The organism is Rhodococcus sp. PvR044, assembly GCF_040548995.1.
Lineage (GTDB): Bacteria > Actinomycetota > Actinomycetes > Mycobacteriales > Mycobacteriaceae > Rhodococcus_G > Rhodococcus_G oryzae.
In genome coordinates, this window is the sequence record NZ_JBEPSX010000010.1 from 40,933 (window position 1) to 58,081 (window position 17,149).

The 17,149-nt window shown below is 69.2% G+C and carries 17 protein-coding genes and 1 tRNA gene; 6 read left to right on the top strand and 12 right to left on the bottom strand.

The genetic code is table 11. The annotated features are described in order from the left end of the window. Positions 1–20 precede the first annotated feature (20 nt). Positions 21–1,157, top strand: coding sequence for a sulfotransferase family protein (locus ABIC28_RS21100; protein ID WP_097213705.1), 1,137 nt, complete (start codon positions 21–23; stop codon positions 1,155–1,157). Between the two features lie 62 nt (positions 1,158–1,219). Here ABIC28_RS21100 and ABIC28_RS21105 read toward each other — a convergent pair whose 3' ends face one another. After that, positions 1,220–1,711, bottom strand: coding sequence for a MarR family winged helix-turn-helix transcriptional regulator (locus tag ABIC28_RS21105; RefSeq protein ID WP_097213706.1), 492 nt, complete (start codon positions 1,709–1,711; stop codon positions 1,220–1,222). Positions 1,712–1,820: 109 nt separating this feature from the next. On the opposite strand from ABIC28_RS21105, the gene ABIC28_RS21110 reads away from it, so the two are divergent. Beyond that, entirely contained in the window at positions 1,821–2,171 is a 351-nt protein-coding gene (locus ABIC28_RS21110) for a rhodanese-like domain-containing protein (protein WP_097213771.1), read from the top strand. A gap of 24 nt (positions 2,172–2,195) precedes the next feature. Here the strand turns inward: ABIC28_RS21110 and ABIC28_RS21115 are convergent, their stop codons facing one another. Further along, complete coding sequence (locus tag ABIC28_RS21115) at positions 2,196–2,741, bottom strand: arsenate reductase/protein-tyrosine-phosphatase family protein (protein ID WP_097213707.1); 546 nt, start codon at positions 2,739–2,741, stop codon at positions 2,196–2,198. A 187-nt stretch (positions 2,742–2,928) separates the two neighbouring features. Between ABIC28_RS21115 and ABIC28_RS21120 the strand changes: the two genes are divergently transcribed. Next, positions 2,929–3,351, top strand: a complete 423-nt coding sequence (locus ABIC28_RS21120; RefSeq protein WP_143548508.1) for a hypothetical protein — start codon at positions 2,929–2,931, stop codon at positions 3,349–3,351. A gap of 43 nt (positions 3,352–3,394) precedes the next feature. On the opposite strand, the gene ABIC28_RS21125 is transcribed toward ABIC28_RS21120, so the two are convergent. Both ABIC28_RS21125 and ABIC28_RS21130 read right to left on the bottom strand, forming a co-directional pair. Beyond that, positions 3,395–4,240, bottom strand: a complete 846-nt coding sequence (locus ABIC28_RS21125) for an alpha/beta fold hydrolase (protein WP_209926999.1) — start codon at positions 4,238–4,240, stop codon at positions 3,395–3,397. Continuing rightward, positions 4,237–6,030, bottom strand: a complete 1,794-nt coding sequence (locus ABIC28_RS21130) for an N-acyl-D-amino-acid deacylase family protein (RefSeq protein WP_097213710.1) — start codon at positions 6,028–6,030, stop codon at positions 4,237–4,239. The genes ABIC28_RS21125 and ABIC28_RS21130 overlap by 4 nt, the downstream gene beginning before the upstream one ends. Positions 6,031–6,130: 100 nt before the next feature. Here ABIC28_RS21130 and ABIC28_RS21135 point away from each other — a divergent pair, with 100 nt between their 5' ends. Next, complete coding sequence (locus ABIC28_RS21135; RefSeq protein ID WP_097213772.1) at positions 6,131–6,769, top strand: TetR/AcrR family transcriptional regulator; 639 nt, start codon at positions 6,131–6,133, stop codon at positions 6,767–6,769. On the opposite strand, the gene ABIC28_RS21140 is transcribed toward ABIC28_RS21135, so the two are convergent. From ABIC28_RS21140 to ABIC28_RS21150, 3 genes are read right to left on the bottom strand one after another with little or no spacing between them, the layout of a single operon-like run. Then, positions 6,766–7,836 (bottom strand): ABC transporter ATP-binding protein, encoded by a 1,071-nt coding sequence (locus tag ABIC28_RS21140; RefSeq protein ID WP_097213711.1) that lies wholly within the window; start codon positions 7,834–7,836, stop codon positions 6,766–6,768. The genes ABIC28_RS21135 and ABIC28_RS21140 overlap by 4 nt on opposite strands. Next, positions 7,833–9,398 carry an ABC transporter permease gene (locus tag ABIC28_RS21145; RefSeq protein ID WP_097213712.1) on the bottom strand — a complete coding sequence of 522 codons (1,566 nt, stop codon included), beginning with the start codon at positions 9,396–9,398 and terminating at the stop codon, positions 7,833–7,835. The genes ABIC28_RS21140 and ABIC28_RS21145 overlap by 4 nt, the downstream gene beginning before the upstream one ends. A gap of 4 nt (positions 9,399–9,402) precedes the next feature. Continuing rightward, positions 9,403–10,431: an iron ABC transporter substrate-binding protein gene (locus tag ABIC28_RS21150; protein ID WP_354580683.1), complete on the bottom strand. Its 1,029-nt coding sequence runs from the start codon at positions 10,429–10,431 to the stop codon at positions 9,403–9,405. Between the two features lie 194 nt (positions 10,432–10,625). On the opposite strand from ABIC28_RS21150, the gene ABIC28_RS21155 reads away from it, so the two are divergent. Further along, positions 10,626–10,832: a (2Fe-2S)-binding protein gene (locus tag ABIC28_RS21155; protein ID WP_027502064.1), complete on the top strand. Its 207-nt coding sequence runs from the start codon at positions 10,626–10,628 to the stop codon at positions 10,830–10,832. 89 nt (positions 10,833–10,921) lie between these two features. Continuing rightward, complete coding sequence (gene bfr, locus ABIC28_RS21160) at positions 10,922–11,407, top strand: bacterioferritin (RefSeq protein ID WP_097213714.1); 486 nt, start codon at positions 10,922–10,924, stop codon at positions 11,405–11,407. 51 nt (positions 11,408–11,458) lie between these two features. Here the strand turns inward: bfr and ABIC28_RS21165 are convergent, their stop codons facing one another. From ABIC28_RS21165 to ABIC28_RS21185, 5 genes are all read right to left on the bottom strand, one after another. After that, a complete protein-coding gene (locus ABIC28_RS21165; protein ID WP_097213715.1) occupies positions 11,459–12,424 on the bottom strand; it encodes a TIGR03086 family metal-binding protein in 966 nt (321 codons plus the stop codon). Then, a complete protein-coding gene (locus ABIC28_RS21170) occupies positions 12,421–12,726 on the bottom strand; it encodes an ArsR/SmtB family transcription factor (protein WP_097213716.1) in 306 nt (101 codons plus the stop codon). Before ABIC28_RS21170 ends, ABIC28_RS21165 begins: the two co-directional genes overlap by 4 nt. A 162-nt stretch (positions 12,727–12,888) precedes the next feature. Next, positions 12,889–16,119, bottom strand: coding sequence for an arabinosyltransferase domain-containing protein (locus ABIC28_RS21175; RefSeq protein WP_502945057.1), 3,231 nt, complete (start codon positions 16,117–16,119; stop codon positions 12,889–12,891). Positions 16,120–16,198: 79 nt separating this feature from the next. Continuing rightward, positions 16,199–16,855 (bottom strand): HEAT repeat domain-containing protein, encoded by a 657-nt coding sequence (locus ABIC28_RS21180; RefSeq protein WP_211243272.1) that lies wholly within the window; start codon positions 16,853–16,855, stop codon positions 16,199–16,201. Between the two features lie 194 nt (positions 16,856–17,049). Then, positions 17,050–17,120 (bottom strand) — tRNA-Cys (locus ABIC28_RS21185). Positions 17,121–17,149 lie beyond the last annotated feature (29 nt).

Below are 17,149 nucleotides of genomic sequence, written 5' to 3' on the forward strand. Positions count from 1 at the left end.
CGAAGGGCCACCGAAGCACCATGACTGAACGCACCACCGTCGGGACCGTCGAGGATTTGCACGCCTCGGCCACCCGGATGACCGGCCTGACCGACTTCGGCACCGACGACTACACCGAGGCGCTCGGAGTCCTGCTCGACTCCTACGCGAGCGACGAGGACCTGACGCCGTTCGGCAGCAAGATCTCTCGCGTCTTCCTGCGCGGGGCCCTGGTCGCGCGACTGCTCAGCGAGGCCGCGTGGAAGCAGCACCCCGAGCACGCCGACGTGCCGATCGAGCGGCCGATCTTCGTGACCGGGTTGCCCAGGACCGGCACCACCGCGCTGCACCGGCTGCTGACCGTCGATCCCGCGCACCAGGGCCTGGAGATGTGGCTGACCGAGATGCCGCAGCCGCGTCCGCCGCGCGAGACCTGGGAGTCGAACCCGGTCTTCCAGGGCATCGAGGCCCAGTTCAGCAAGCACCACATCGAGCACCCCGAGTTCATGGGCGTGCACTACATGTCGGCCGCCGAGGTCGAGGAGTGCTGGCAGCTGCTGCGCCAGACCTTCAAGTCGGTGTCCTACGAGTGCCTGGCCAACCTGCCGACCTACTCGAAGTGGCTCGAGGGGCAGGACTGGACCAATGCCTATGCGCGGCACAAGAAGAACCTGCAGCTGATCGGCCTGCCGGATCGGGACCGCCGGTGGGTGCTGAAGAACCCGAGCCACCTGTTCGCGCTCGACGAGCTGCTCGCGGTGTACCCCGATGCGCTGATCGTGCAGACCCACCGCGCGCCGAGCACGATCATCCCGTCCGTGTGCAGCCTGGCCGAGCAGGCGACCGCCGGCTGGTCCAACAAGTTCACGGGCGAGGTGATCGGCCGTAGCCAGCTCGAGCTGTGGGCGCGCGGACTCGAGCAGTTCAACGCCGCACGGGCCCAGCACGATCCGGCCCAGTTCATCGACGTCGACTACCAGGATTTCGTCGCCGACCCGCTCGGCACCGTCGAGGGGATCTACACCCGCTTCGACCTCCCGCTGACGACGCAGGCCCAGCAGGCGATGGAGGCGATGCACGAGGAGAGCCGGTCCGGTGACCGGCGGCCCGCCCACAAGTACACCCTCGAGGAGTTCGGGCTCACCGCCGCCGAGGTCGAGGAACGCTTCGGAGCCTGACCGGATGTGGTCGCGGCGTCCACGGGTGGCGCCGCGACCACCGATTCGGCGGGTACCGGCGGTCAGGTCGGCCGGGACCCGGCTCGGTCGTCGGTGGCGGCTGCCGGCTCGAGGACCTTCTGCAACACAGCCGTGATCGCGCGGAGTTCCTCGTCGTCCAGCCTGTCCGCGAAGCGCTCCGCGATGCCGCGCAGGTAGATCGGCGCGGCCTCACGGTATCGGCGCCTGCCTGCGTCGGTGATCGTCACGAACGCCGACCTTCGATCGTCCGGATTCGCGTCCCGCTGTACGAGCCCGTGGGTCTCCATCTCGGCGACCAGGCGGCTGACGCGGGTACGACTGAGCACCACCCGCTCCCCGAGGTCGCTCATGCGTAGCGCGGTGCCGCTCGCTCCCGCCAGTTCGAGCAGCACGTCGTACCAGGCCAGCGGCAACCCGGTCGTGCGTTTCAGGTCGCCGTCGAGCTCGGGAACCAGCCGCGCATGGACCTGCAGGAGCGCGCCCCACGCGCTCGTCTCCAGGTGACGCCTCCTGGAATTCCGTGTCGCTGCCACCGGGGCAGTCTAACCGGATCCACCCCATCAGTTGCGTGCGTACGCACATTGATATTAAATGTGCGTACGCACGCACATGAGTGCGGGCGACCCGATGGAAGGTGACACGATGACCGAGCTGATCTCGCGCGACGAACTGGCCGCCGCGCTCCGCGACGACTCCGTGGTGCTCCTCGACACGCTCCCCGTCGACCACTACGACAAGGCACACATTCGCGGCGCGCTGAACCTCATCGAGGCCGACGTGGAATCCACAGCAGCGCAGGTCCTTCCGGACCGAAATGCGGCGATCGTGACCTACTGCGCGAACACCTCGTGCCGCAACAGCGAGATCGTGGCCAACCGGCTCCGCGAACTCGGCTACACGAACGTGCGCAAGTACCGTGAGGGCATCGCGGACTGGGAGTCCGCCGGCCTGCCGATCGACGGCTCGAGCACCCGGGAGCGCGTCACCGGGTGACCCGGCTCCAGGCGACCCCGCCCGTCACGCGACCTCCGGCACCCCGCCGGCGTGCAGGGCGGGGATCACCTGCAGCAGCGCCTCCGCGATCTCCTCCCCCACCCGCTCGAACGCCTCCCGGCGCAAACCCACCGGATCGCTGATCGACTCGCCGCCGGGCCGGACGTCGTCGCGGCCCGCGGCGATCTCGTACACGGTCCGCGCCCCGGTCAGCCACACGATGCGGTGCGCCTCCGGCAGCGTGAAGCTCCGATCCGCGGCCTCCGGCAGCTGTCGCACCACCTCGTCGCGCACGGACTCCGACATCGCCAACACGAGATCGGCCCGTTCGATCAGCTCGGGCCGCAACCGACGGGCGACGAAGCCCGACGGATCGCCGCCCAGCCCGCGGAGCACGTCGGCCGCGACCGGCTCCATCGGGAACCCGACCAGCGCCCTGGTCCCCGCGCTCTCCGCGCTGAGCATCGCACCGGGCGCGGCGGGTTCCAGCTCCGCGGCAATGGCGATTGCGAGGCGCTCGGCGATGGCCGAGCGGCACACGTTGCCGTTGCAGACGAACAAGACGTGCATGGCGGGGACAGTAGCCACGCCCCCGTGCCACCGCGAGCGCAGAACTCGGAATTCGCAGGGCGATCGCCTGACATTCACTGACCCGACCCGACGGGTACATCGACCCGCTACCGCCCGGCAATCCCCGGCCCGGCCGGAAACAGGTAGGAATACCCGTAGTTCCACGGTCGCCGGCGAGGACGAGGGCGTGAACAGTGTGATCCACATCACTTACCGTCCCCCATTTGCCGAGGCTCAGATGCACCAGGACCAGCACGTATTCCTCCACCCCGCACCACCGTCGGCCGGCGACGGTAACGACGCCGAGCGAATTCGAGCGTGGCGTCGACTGGGCGACTTCCTCGAGCAAGCCGGCGCCGTCAGTCCGCACGCCCGAAGGGTGATCGATTTCGCGATCACATGGGCGCCGTTCGGCGGCGCGAGCCCGGCCGAGCTGTTCGAGACGTTCGGCGTCACACCCGCACGGTTCCTCACATTGCTCCGCGAGTCACTCGAACCGCAGGGCGTCGTCCCTCACCTGGCAACGCTCGAACGCCAACTGAGCGAGTCACTACTGAGGGCCTGGACGGGCGCCGGCCGCGCACAGTCGCCCCGTCCGAGCGCCGTGTGACGGTAGCGACACTCGGTCACCGCCCGACCAGGAGGTCGGGGGCCTACTGCGAGTATGCCGCCAGGTGTTCACCGAGCAGCGCATCCACCCGCTCCGGCGCCTCGTCGGGGATCCAGTGGCTGACCCCCTCGAGTACCTCGAATATGTACGGGGCATCGACATACCGCGGCGTCAGGGCGGCACCCACCGGCCCGATCGCAGTGTCGCCGTCGCTCCACACGTGCAGGGTGGGCACCCGCACGCTGGCCGACGCCCGACCCGGCGTCGTGAAGGCCATGCCGCGATACCAGTTCAGTCCGCCACGGGCCCTGGCCTTCTCGCGCATCGGCACGGCGTCGCGGGTCGCGTCGTCGGGCGACATCCCGGTGGCGATCAGCTGCCGGCGCATGGCGCCGCGGGACAGCACCAGCTCCGGGAGCACGGGGACCTGGAAGGCGAGCATGTACCAGGACTTGAGCACCTGACTGCTGGTGAGCACCGCCTGGACGAAGGCGGCCGGGTGCGGCACGGACAGCGTCGTCAGGGTGCGGACCAGGTCGGGGCGGGCCGCCGCGGTACTCCATGCGGCCGCGGCTCCCCAGTCGTGGCCGACCAGGTGCACGGGCCCCGCACCCGCCTGCTCGATCAGGGCGACCACGTCCGCGGTCAGCTGGGAACTGCGGTAGGCCCAGCGAGATCGCGGCCGGGCACCGGGCGAGGCCTCGCGCAGGTCGGGCGCCAGGGTCCGGAAGCCGCGCCGGTGCAGCAGCGGCGCCAACCGATCCCAGGAGCGGGAATCCTGCGGGAAGCCGTGCAGCAGCACCACCGGGACACCATCGAGGGGTCCGGTGTCGCGGACGTCGAAGACCAGCCCGTCCCGGCGGAAGGAGGCGATCCGGCCGCTGCTCACGCGGTAGCCCCGGTGCGCACCCGTCCACCCACCGACGGCGCCTTGGCGCCCGCGGGCAGGAACTGCCCGGTCTTCTCGACGCCGAAGCCGGGGGTGAACTCGCCGTCCCGGTAGACGAGCCTGCCGTTGATGACGGTGGCCACCGCCGCGGCGTCGCTGCGGTTCACCATCCGGCGCAGGCCCCCGTACTCGGGCACCGCCTCCTCGAACAGCCCGTCGACCGAGGCGTCCAGGCCCGCCGGATCGATCACCACGAGATCGGCGCGGTCGCCCTCGCGCAGGTGGCCCGCGTCGATGCCGTACCAGTCGGCGAGCTCGCCGGTGAGCCGGTGGATCGCACGCTCGATCGTGAGGAACGGCTTGCGCCCGGACTGGGCGTCGTTGACGCGCTTGAGGAGTCGGATCGGGTAGTTGTAGAACGCCATGTTGCGCAGGTGCGCGCCCGCGTCGCCGAAGCCCATCTGCACGCCCGGGCTGGCGGCCAGCTTGTCGGCGAACTTCGGCCGGTGGTTCGCGACCGTCGTCCGCCACCTCAAGCTCTTGCCGTACTCCACCACCAGGTCCAGGTACGCATCGACCGGGTGGACCCCCCTCTCGTCGCCCACCCGGCCGAAGGTCTTGCCGATCAGGGTCTCGTCGGGGCACCCGACGACGACCGCGTCGTAGAAATTGCGGTGCCAGATACGCGGTGAGAACTTGTTGTCGTAGTCCTTGCGGAACCAGCGGCGGTACTCCTCGTCCTGGAGCAGCGCATTGCGTTCCACCTCGTTCTTGAGGTGCAGGGCGGCGGCGCCCGCGCCGAATTCCTCGAACACCACCAGGTCGATGCCGTCCGCGTACACGGTGAACGGCACCGGCAGGTGCTGCCAGCGGAAGTTCGTCTTGGCGAAGCGGTTCAGCAGCGGCGCCGCCGTCAGCATGAAGTACACGATCGCCGGGTAGGCCTTGGAATCGGCGCCGGAGAGCAGCGAGGTCTTGAGCGCCTTCTTCCGCCCGATCGCCGAGCTCTCGACGAAGAACGCGGCCACGTTGGGGTGCAGGTTGATCGTCGGCGCGCTCTGCAGGATCTTGCCGCGATCGCGCAGGATCCGGTTGAGGAAGCGGAACTCGCGCCAACGCGCGTACGTCGACGGCAGTGAGCGCGAACGGTATTCATCGCCGTCTATCTTGTCGAGAGCGTTGGTCATCGAGGACAGTCCGAGGAACCCTGCGTCGATTGCCTCGGTGAGCATCGAGCCCATCCGGTCGAGCTCGGCCGCGGTGGGCTTGGTCTTCTTGTCGGTGCCGCGGCCGAGGCCGAGGACGTGGGTGCGGATGTCGGAGTGGCCGATGAAGCCGGCGACGTTCGGCCCGAGCGGCAACGCGTTGAGCGCGTCGACGTATTCCGCGGGCCCGCGCCAGGTCTTGTTCTCCTCCAGGATCCGCAGCACCGACTCGCGCGGCACTGCCTCGACCCGGCTGAACAGGTCCGCGCACTCGCGCGGGGTGGAGTAGACGGTCGAGAGCGAGCAATTGCCCAGGACGACGGTGGTGACGCCGTGCCGGACCGACTCGGGCAGCCCGGGGCTGACGAGCGCCTCCGCGTCGTAGTGGGTGTGCACGTCGACGAAGCCAGGGAGCACCCACTTGCCTGCCGCGTCGATGACCTCGGTGTCCGGCCCGACGGGGAGCGCAGAGGTGGAGACCGTCACGACGACGCCGTCCCGGATCCCGAGATTGCGCCGCTGACCACCGGCCCCGGTGCCGTCGAACCACAGGCCGCCGTTGACCACGATGTCGAACTCGGGCATTGTCGCGCTCCTCACATCGGGTAAGTGTTACCCGAGGTTACATATCCCGTTGAGTAGAAGTCAATGGACCGGTTGAGCATTACTCAATAGAGTGCTCGGCATGGCCGCTGCCCCTCGCTCCCCCGCCGATCGGCGCGCCCAGATCCTCGAGGTCGCGGTGCGGATGCTCGAGTCCGAGTCCTTCGACGACCTGTCGATGGACCGGGTGGCGGCGGAGGCAGGCGTGTCTCCACCGCTGCTGTTCCACTACTTCAAGAACAAGCAGGGCTTCCGGAACGCGGTGCTCCAGGCCAGCGCGGAGGCCCTGCAGCAGCGGATGACGCCCGACCCGACGCTGCCGACGTCCGCCCAGCTCCGCGCGGGCGTGGAGACCTTCGTCGACGCGGTGGTCGCGCACCCGACGAGCTACCTGGCCGTGATGCGGTTGGCGGGCAGCGGCGACGAGGGCATGCGCCGGATCTACCGCGGGATGCGGCGCACCTTCACCGACTGGATCGTGCGCGCGCTTGCCGAACTCGGCCTGCCCACCACCCCCGCCGTCGACGCGGCAGTGCAGGGCTGGCAGGCCTTCATGGAGGAGGTGGTCCTGTCCTGGCTGGATGAGCCGACCATGACCCGTGTCGAGGTGATCGAGCTGTGCGAGCGCGCCTTCTACCACCTGCTGCCCGCCGCCGGCCTCGACGTCGAGCAGATCGCCCGCGCGCTGGCCGCGGCGCAGCCGGATACCGCCACGCCCTAACCGTTGCGGTTCGCGACCGGGAACACCTCGGCCTCACCCAGCACCTCGATGGCCACCAGCGAGCCGACCGCCGGGGTGCGGGTGCCGGCCTGACGGACCCTGATGTGTGTCGGTGAGGAATCGAGGGTGATGTCGAGCAGCGCCTGCGTGCCGAGGAACTCGGTCGCCGTCACCGTGCCGGTCTTGCGCCCGTCGGGGTCCTCCCCCGGGTCCGAGGCCACGATCTGTTCCGGACGTAGCATCATCCGGGCCGGCCCCTCGAACGCGTTCGCCCGCACCGGGATACGGCCGAGGGCGCAATCCGCGATGCCGCCGGCCACGACGGCGGGCAGCAGGACGCACTCGCCGAGGAACTCGGCGGTGAAGATGTCCACCGGACGGTGGTACACCTGCTCCGGCGCACCGACCTGGGTGAACCGGCCCGCCCGCATCACCGCGACCTGCCCGGCGAAGGAGAGGGCCTCCTCCTGATCGTGGGTCACCAGGATCGTCGTCACCCCCGCCGCGTCGAGCGTCTGCGCCACCGACTTCCGGGTCGAGGCGCGCAGGCCGGCGTCCAGGGCGCTGAACGGCTCGTCGAGCAGCATCACCTCGGGCTCGCGGGCGAGCGCGCGGGCCAGCGCCACCCGCTGCTGCTGGCCGCCGGACAACTCGTGCGGCCGCCGCCGCGCATAGGACTCGTCGAGCGAGACCATCTCCAGCAGCTGCGCGACCCGCCTGCCGGACCGCGCCCGGTCCCCCGATCGCGTGCCGCGCAGGCCGAACCCGATGTTCCCCGCGACGCTGAGATGTGGGAACAGCGCCCCGTCCTGCGCCACGTAGCCGACCCGCCGCCGGTGCGGGGGCACCACCCGACCGGGCCGCGCGACCAGGGCCCCGGCGATGGACACCGTCCCGGCGTCGGGGCTGTCGAACCCCGCGACGACCCGCAGCAGGGTGGTCTTCCCACAACCCGACGAGCCGACGACCGCGGTGGTGGTGCCGCGCTCGACCCGGAGGGTCACCGCGTCCAGGACCTCGATCGGGCCGTACGACTTCGACAGGGATTCGATCTCCACCTCGCTCACAGCCCGGCCGCCTTCTGGGACTGCCGCATCAGCAGGTAGGTCATGGGCAACGCCAGCAGGATCATCGCCAGCGCGAAGGGCGCGGCGGCGGCGTAGTCGAGTTCGCTGGTCAGCGACCAGAATCGGGTCGAGAGGGTCCGCGTCCCGATCGGCGCGAGCAACAGCGTGGCGGTCAGTTCCGTCACGATCGCCATGAACACCAGCGCGGCGCCCGCCGCGGCCGCGGGCGCGGTCAGGCGCAGCGTCACCCGCACGAAGGTGCTCGCCTGCGAGCGTCCGAGCGCGGCCGACGCCTCCTCGAGCCCGACCGGGACCTGCGCCAGGCCCGAGCGCAGCGACACCAGCGCCCGCGGCAGGAACATCAGCACGTATGCGGTGATCAGCACGATGACGGTCTGATAGAGCGGGTTCGCGTAGCGAATGGTGACGGTGATCAGTGCGAGCGCGGTGACGATCCCCGGCAGCGAACTCGTCACGTAGTTGCAGCCCTCCACCATCCTGCTGAACACCCCCGGTCGCCGCACCGCGATCCAGGCCACGGGGAACGCCAGCGCGGTGGTCACCGCCGCGCCGAGCAGCCCGAGGGCGAGGGTCTGGGCGAACGCGGGCCACAGCGTCCCCGTCCGCCAGACATCCGTGCCACCGATCCGCAGCCAGCGCGCGATGGTCCACAGCGGGACGCCGAGGGCCGCGACGGTCAGCGCCACCAGCCCGAGCGCGGCGGGAACCGCGCTCCACCGCAACCGGATCCGGTCCGGCCGACGGGGCGCACCCGAACCCACCCGCGCATACCGGGCCGAGCCCCTTGCCGCGGCCTCGGCGACGAGCAGGACGAGGCAGCACAGCACCAGCACGCTCGCGAGCATGCTGCCTGCCGCACCGTTGAAGGTGGACTGGAACTGCTCGAATATCGCCGTGGTGAAGGTGTCGAAGCGGAGCATCGCGAACGCCCCGTACTCGGCCAGCAGGTGCAGCCCGATCAGCAGTCCCCCGCCGAGGATCGGCAGCCGCAACTGCGGCACGACGATCCGGAAGAAGACGCGGTACGGACCGGCCCCGAGCGCGCCCGCCGACTCCTCGATGCCAGGGTCGAGCCGACGCAGGGTCGCGGCGACAGGCAGCGCGACCAGCGGGAAGTAGGACAGCGTGGCGACCAGCACCCCGGACCACAGCCCGTGCAGGGACGGGATCACGCTCACCCACGCGTAGCTGTTCACGAACGCGGGCACCGCGAGCGGCGCGGCCAGGATCGGGGCCCAGTATCGGTGCCCGAACACCGTGGTGCGCTCGACGATCCACGCGGCGCCGACCCCGAGGGTCATACAGACGGGAACGGTGATGACCACGAGCGCGACGGTATTGCGCAGCAGCTCCCCGACCCGGGGCCGGAAGATCAACGCGGAGGCCGTTTCCCAGCCGGTGGCGATGGTGGTGGCGATGACATAGCCGAGCGGGATGAGGGTGACCGCCACCAGCACCGTGACCACCGCCGCGACGACCGGCGGCACCCGCCGTCGCTCCGACCCCCCGGATCGGGGGCGCACGAGCGTGGGCGCGATCATCGCGCTAGAGGAGGCCGGCCTCGGTCATCAACTGGGTGACCTTCTGGCTGTTGAGTTTCGACGGATCGACGGTCGGAGCCTGCAGGTCCGCGAGCGGCACCAGCGCCGGATTCGACGGGACGTTGCTGCCCACCGCGTACTCGAACGAATCGCCCTTCTGCAGGATCTCCTGGCCGGCCTTGCCGGTCACGAACCTCAGGAACTGCTGCGCGGCAACGGCTTTGTTGCTCGACTCGAGCACGCCGCCGCCGGACACGCTGACGAACGCGCCCGGATCCTCGTTCTTGAAGTAGTGCAGTGCGGTGTTGGCGCTGTTCTCGCCCGTCTTGGCCTGGTCGCCGAACCAGTAGTAGTGGTAGATGACCCCGCCGGGCACTTCCCCCGCGTTGACGGCCTTCATCACGGCGCTGTTGCCCTTGTAGGGGACGGCGTTCTCCTTCATACCCGCCAGCCATGCCCGCGTCGCGTCCTCCCCCTTGAGCTCGAGCAGCGCGCTGACGATGGCCTGGAAGTCGGCCCCCGACGGCGAGGCGGCCCAGCGCCCCTTCCAGCTCGGGTCCTGCAGGTCGAGCAGCGACTTCGGCAGCTGGTCCTGCGGCAGCTTGTCCTTGTTGTAGACGAAGACCGTCGAGCGCGCCGCGATCCCCGTCCACTTCCCGGTGGACGGCCGATACTGCTGGGGCACCTGCGCGAGCGTGTCGGGATCGAGGTCGGCGAACAACCCCGCGGTCTCGACGAGCGCCATCGCGGGCGAGTTCTCGGTGAGGAACACATCGGCAGGGGACGCCCCACCCTCGGCGACGATCTGATTGCCGAGCTCGGTGTCGTCGCCGTTGCGCAGGTTCACCTTGATCCCGGACTGGGCGGTGAACTCGTCGACCCATTCCTGGGTGAGCGATTCGTGCTGGGCGTTGTAGACGGTGATCTGCTCGGGCTCATTCGAGGTGTCCGAGTCGTTCGAGCAGGCGGTCAACCCCACCAGCGTCGATGCCAGAAACATCGCGCCCGCGATCGTCTTCCATCCTGCTGTCATGACGGTGCCCTTCGGCCGCTGCGACCATCGGGGAATCCCCGATGAGGATTGCCTCAGCAACGTACACCCGTGGGTGCGCCCGCGGGCCGCGATCGGCCCACGATCAAGATCAAAAAGTTGGGGTAGCCTACCCTTTTCATTGGACGATCCTTAGTGTAGCCTTCCCTGAGGAAGCAGGGCTGGAGGATCTCGACATGTACGTCTGCGTTTGCGAAGCAGCCACCGAAGAACACGTGCAGCAATGCATCTCTGCGGGGGCTCGCACCGCCAAGCACGTCGCGCTGGGTTGCGGCGCGGGGCGCGGGCGGGGCTGCGGCATGTGCCGCGACCGGATCAAGTCGATGATCGAACAGCACTACGCCACCGTCGTCGAATGCGAGGCAGAACCGATCAGCGCCTAGTTGCGATTCGTGCACAAATACACCGAGTGAATTCACCCGGTGAGGGTTAGGCTGACTCTAGTGTCCAGCCCACCCCCACCGGAGGTGTCATGCGCGGCGACGACGAGGTCATTGCTCTTCTGAACGAGCAGTTGACCAGTGAACTCACAGCGATCAATCAGTACTTCCTGCACTCGAAGATGCAGGCCAATTGGGGCCTGACCAAGCTCGCGGAAAAGACGCGAGAGGAGTCCTTCGAGGAGATGCAGCACGCGGAGCTGCTCACCGACCGGATCCTCATGCTCGAGGCCCTGCCGAACTACCAGCGGCTGCTGCCGCTGCGCATCGGACAGACCATCCGGGAGCAGTTCGAATCCGACCTGGCGATCGAGGTCGAGGTCGTGCAGCGCCTCCGCCCAGGCATCACGATGTGCCGCGAGAAGGGAGACCACACGAGTGCGGGCATCTTCGAGAAGATCCTCGCCGAGGAGGAGGACCACGTCGACTATCTCGAGACCCAGCTCGAGCTGATCGACAAGCTCGGCGAGCAGCTCTACCTCGCGCAGACCGTGGATCAGCCGCCGACCGCCGGCTGACCCCACAGACACCCGAGCCCGGCAGGTGACCACCTGCCGGGCTCGTCGCTCTCACGCGGCGATCGGCGTACGCCCGGAGAACGCCGCGAGCCGATCGATCGGGGTGGCGTCCCCGGCCGGGGTGACCTCGTCGGCGAATGCCGTTCCCCGGACTGCGGGGACGATCGTCTCGGCGAGACCGCGGACATAGTCGACGAGTTCGTCGGAGATGTGCAGGGACTGGCCGCTCGCCTGAGCGAAGTCCCAGGCGTGGAGGGTGAGTTCGAGCGGAAGGATGCCGGCGGCGAACGATGCCGGCATCTGCGAGCCGCCGGGGCCGGGCACGGTGCCGTCGAGGTCGACCGTGTGCCAGGCGTCGATGGCCCGGCCGGCGAGGGTCGAGACGCGGTTCTCCAGCGATCCCGACACGGGGGCGCCTTCCGTGGCGCCCAACTGGACCAGCGACGTGAAGAGGTGCTCGGCGAGCTCGTGACAGGTGAAGTCCGCACACGGCGTCGGCTTGGAGCGATCCTCGGCAGTCAGATTGCGCAGGATCGGCTGCAGCACCGCCAAGGCCGCCTCCGCCGCCACCACGGGGGTGAGGTTCTCCGGCGCGTAGGCCCATTCGTCGGGGCCCACATCGCCGGTGGTTGCCAGGCGCTCGAGACGCTCGAAGTGGTGATCCCAGCCCTCGGCATGAGACTTCGCCTGCTCCTCGGTGAGCCCCTCGTGTACCAACGTCACCAGCGAACCGGCGTCCGCGGGCTCCACCGTCACGGTCACCGTGGACGCGTCGTATGGCAGGTCGGCATTGCCGTCCCAGCCCCACCCGAACACGATCCGGCGGCCGGGATCGACCTCACGGAAGGTGCCCGCCGCGATGTGACCCGGGGTGACCGTCCACCGGTAGGAGCCGCCCGCGCGCAGATCGACCACCGCCGAGACGGTCAGCCAGCGGCGCAACCGCTCCGGCTCGGTGATCAGTGCGAACGCCTCGTCAGGGCTGACCGGCAGGACCGCTGTCTTCGTGTAGCTCATGACTTGCTCCTCAGGGTGTGTGCGTCGGCGACCAGTTGGTCGAGTTCGTCGGTCCAGAACTTGTCGATCTCGGCCTGCAGCTTGAGCAGCCCACTCGGCAGGACTCGGTAGATCCGTTGTCGGCCGACCTTCTCGGCCTCGACCAGCCCGGCGTCGGCCAACACCAGGAGGTGCTGGGAGATCGCCGACCGGGTCACCGGGAACTCGGCAGCGACCTCGCTGACGGTCCTCGGGTGCCCCGCCAGCAACTGCAGGATGCGTCGCCGGTTCGGCTCGGCAGCGGCAGTCAACGGGTCAGTCACAAGAAATACGTTAGCAGCCACTAACGCATCTGTCGATGCTGTCACTGCCGCAGTGAGCGAGGTACCCACTCGCCGCACTGCTGGTGCACATACGCGTCGGGGCCGACCAGTGATGGCCGGCCCCGACGGTCGAGCGAAGGCGGGAATCGAACCCCGGCCGTGTCACCAGGCGATGTTGATCGGCCCCGGAGTCCACGTGCCCGAGCGCGGCACCGTCGCGGTGTCGAGTTGTGCCGGTACGGAATTCGCGTCGCGGCGGGTGTACTTCTCCAGGCTGCCCCAGTCCTGGCTCCAGTCGTCCTTCAGGTAGGTCGGCAGGGTGCGGCCGGTGGCGGTCAGGTCGATCCACCCCAGGGGGCCGCCGCCGAAGTGGTCCTGCCACAGGCTCGTCATCACCGCGCCGGGGCGGTCCCCGAGGATGCGGTATTCAGGGATCTCGGCGACGCCGAGGCGATGGTTGAACGGCTGCTGGCACGGGAACTGCAGTGCCACTTCCCAGTCGATCATGGTGGGTGTGGTCGACCCGAGCAGGGCGTCGAGGGTCTGGGTCTGCGGGACCCGCGGCGGCGTGACGGCGACCCACTGATCGGGGTCGGTGTCGCTGTCGCCGACGACGATCCGGACGGCATTCGCCTCGGCCGGGAGTTGGTCGAGCGGCACCCTGAGGTTGCGCCACGAGGGGGCCGGGCCGATGTCGATCGGCAGCGCACTGCCCAACTGCTGGACGGTCCCGTCCGCCCCGCGCACGCCGTAGTCGAGGTCGACGCGGGCACCCGGGGTCTCGATCCCGTCCGAGTTCACCGAGTACACCCGGCCCGCGACGGACATCGAGACGAGGTCACCCTCGGTGGGCAGGGCGTACCAGTCCGAGGTCAGCGACGCCGGGCCCTTCGCCCCGTAGCTGCCGAGGACCGGCGTCCGGGCCGGGTCCAGACCGAAGGGCAGCGCGACGGAACTGCCGTTGATGCCGGAGGCGCCCTGTCCGCCTGCGGTGCCGGCGGCGTTGCTGGACTTGGAGTCCTCGTTGTCGAGGGAGGTGGCCATGCCCTCGGAGGCGGCCTTCTCGTCGGAGGTCAGGTCGCCGGCCACCCCGTTCGGGGTGAATCCGGCGCTCTGCGCTGCGAACGCGTTCACCGGTGTGGTGGTGAGCGGTTGCAGCATGGAGGCGTTGGTGTCGGTCTCGACCAGTACGTCCTCGGCCAGGCCACAGGCGTGTCCGGCGAGGGCACCGATGTTGGATTTTGCGACAGAGAAGGACGGGTACTGGGCGATCGCGCCCTTGGTCATCGAGAGCACGAAGAACACGACCATGGCCCCGGCCGCGACCGTCAGCGGGGGAATCGACCACGGCCTGCGGGGAGACGCCGACCGGTCCTCGTGTGGTTCCCGGACGAAGCACCAGGCCGCCACGAGCAGCATCACCACCGTGGCGGCAAGCAGGATGGTGCCCGCGCCGAACCCGGCGATCATCACCGGCTTGTCCCAGAAAGGGACGCCCCAGGCCGAGATGTACCACCAGCTGTTGCTGCTGGTGAAGGCGAGCGCGAGGACGAACAGCACCGCGGCCGCGAACAGTGCCCGGTTGCGCCGCGACCTCAACACCAGCGGGCCGACGGCGACGGCGGTCAGCACGGCGAGCGAACCGGCCAGGCCGGCGTAGATCCCGAAATGGTGCGTCCACTTCGTTGGCGTGAACATCATCAGCACCATCGCGGCGATCGTGATGCCGATGATCCGGCGGGACGGGCCCGCCGCGGTTCCCGGGATCCGCCCGCCGCGGCGCAGCATCACCACGAGGCTCGCCACGATCGAGAGCACCATCACGAACACCCCGAACCGTCGGGCCAGGGACCCGTCGGCGTTGATCATGAACAGCCAGTCGTACCGCTTGTACTCCTCGAACCACGCGTTGGTCGGCGGGATCGCGTGCACGCGCTGCATCTCGAGGGCACCGGCGAGGGTCTGGTCCGCGAACATGGCGATCAGGATGACCAGGCCCGCCGCGACGATCGGGCCCAGTACGGCGAGGTAGCCGACGCTCTTGGCGCGCGCGGCGACGATCGCCAGCACCGGCCGGGCGCCTGCGATCAGCGCGCCGAAGCAGATGATCCCGGAGGGCCCGACGGTCACCGTGAGCGCGCCGACCAGCACGGCGACGGCGGCGGGGAGCAGGCGCCTTGTCGCGATGGCGCGTTCGACCGAGCACCAGGTCAGCAGCACACCGGTGGCGACGATCGGCTCGGGCCGCAGGCCGTTGTTGTAGGGCAGCCAGAACGCGAGGAACACCAGTCCGCCGGTCCACAACGCCACCCGGTTGTTGCGGACCGCGGCACCGAGGCGCGGGGCCACCTCGCGGCTGATCACCAGCCAGCACACGATCCCCGCGATCAGGGCAGGGAGCCGGACCCACAGGCTGGCCGTGGACACCTTCGTCAGCAGCGCGAGCAGGTCGTAGTACGGGGTGCCGAACGGCGTCTCTGGGACACCGAACCAGCGGAAGTAGTTGGCCATGTAGCCCGACTCGAGCGACGTCCTGGCCATCGTGAACTGGTAGCCGTCGTCGGAGGTGGTGGCGCCGATGAAATGCCACAGCAGCAGCGTTCCGATCACCACCGCGTCGATCGGGCGGAACCTCCACCAGCGCGCGGGCAGGAACCGGCGGGCCCGGCGACCGTCGAGGCCGTCGATGCGGTGCAGGCCGACGAGGGCGACGGCGGTCGCGAGAGCCGCGACGATCATCGCGACGAGCTTGATCGCCGAGGGCGTCGAGGTGAACCGGGTATCGAGGTCCGCGTGCACCGCCAGACCCGTGGGAACGGCACCCCGGAGTTCACTGAACACACCGACCATCTGCGGCCGGAAGTCGCCCGCGAGGGTGGTCGGGTCGCTGCCCTCGAGCGCTGTGGTGGTCCGCTCCGAGTTCGATGTGACGGTGACCGAACGCCCGTCGAGCTCGTCGACCGGGATCGACAGCAGGGTGTGGTCGCGCTGGACGATCTCGAACCGCGCGGGCCCGCCGTCGGCCCCCGGGCTGACCCGGGCGACAACGCCGTAGCGGGCCGCGTCCGCCGCCCCGACCGGGGCGGTCGAGACCACGACGCCGCCGGTGTCGGACAGCTGCGCCGCCGCGGCGGCGGGGATGGTCGCGTCGAATTCGAGGGGTGCGTACGACACCAGCGGAGCGTCGACGCTGGTGATCGAGTCAGCTTGCGGCCAGGACAGACTCGCGCTTTCCTGCTGCACCGGGAGGAACGGCACCGACAGCGCGGCCAGGATCGCGAGGACGGACGACACCACCGCGACGAGGCGAACCCGACCGACCTCCCCGCGGGCCACCCCTGCCGGGTCCGGTCGGCTGGGCTGCGGTCGTTCGTCTACGGCGCTAACGGTCACGCCGACCGATGCTAGACGGCCGTCCATCCGAAACGTTCCAAATGGTCTCTTCCGTCCAGAGGATCCAGGTGGCCAGTTGCTACGGGCGCGTCGCCGCCGCCTCGCGCACTTCAGGATCGGGATCGGCAGCCAAGCGGGCCAGCAGTCCGCGGACCTCGCTGCCACGGTAACTGCGCAGTGCCAACGCGAGTGCGTAACGGACCTCGGGGTTGGCATGGTCGAGCAGGGGCACGATATCGGCGACATCGCCACGACTACGACGGGCCAAGCCGCAGAGAGCGTCGATCAGCTCGTCATCATCGTCCGCGTTACGTAGTTGGTCCAGTAGTTGAGGCTTCGTGAGCTCCGGGGGTTCGATGGGGAACCGGCGGCGAAGGTCGGCGGCCTTGAATTCTCCACGTCCCAGGCATGCCGGACAGGCGCAGGGCGGACGACCGTGTGCGTCCGGGTGATACCGCCACCCCGTCACCTGCCGTACGTGCCGAACCCGATGCAGCTCGGCGGGGGCGATCGAACGAGGTACGACGATCTGGTATCCGCGCGCGTCCTCGGCGTGGAGAATCATCGAAACAGCCTCGGCGGCAGTCATTTCTATGCTGGCGTCTGAGTAGTGTCCGACAAGAACAGGTTCGTCGTCGGGTATCCGGAAATGCACCGCGACGATCAGTCGCTGCCCGCCGCGGCGCAGCTCGCGCAACCATTGATGCGACAGCACATAGGACGGCAGCACCGGCATACAGAACACTCCGCGCCCCGAGCCACGCGCGGGGATGATGCCCGAACGGCGGATTCGCCGAGCGTTCTTCTCGGGCGTCAGGTGAACTAGTAGGGCCACGGAACAAACCATAGCGATCCCGTACCGGTAGAAGAACCACGTCGCGCACGCAAGACCAGTCGGGGCCGGCCCCTGCTGGCCGGCCCCGACGTTTGAGCGAGTGACGGGAATCGAACCCGTGTTGACGGCTTTGCAGGCCGGTACCTAGCCACTCAGTCACACCCGCATCGATAGGACACTCTGCCGACACGGGGA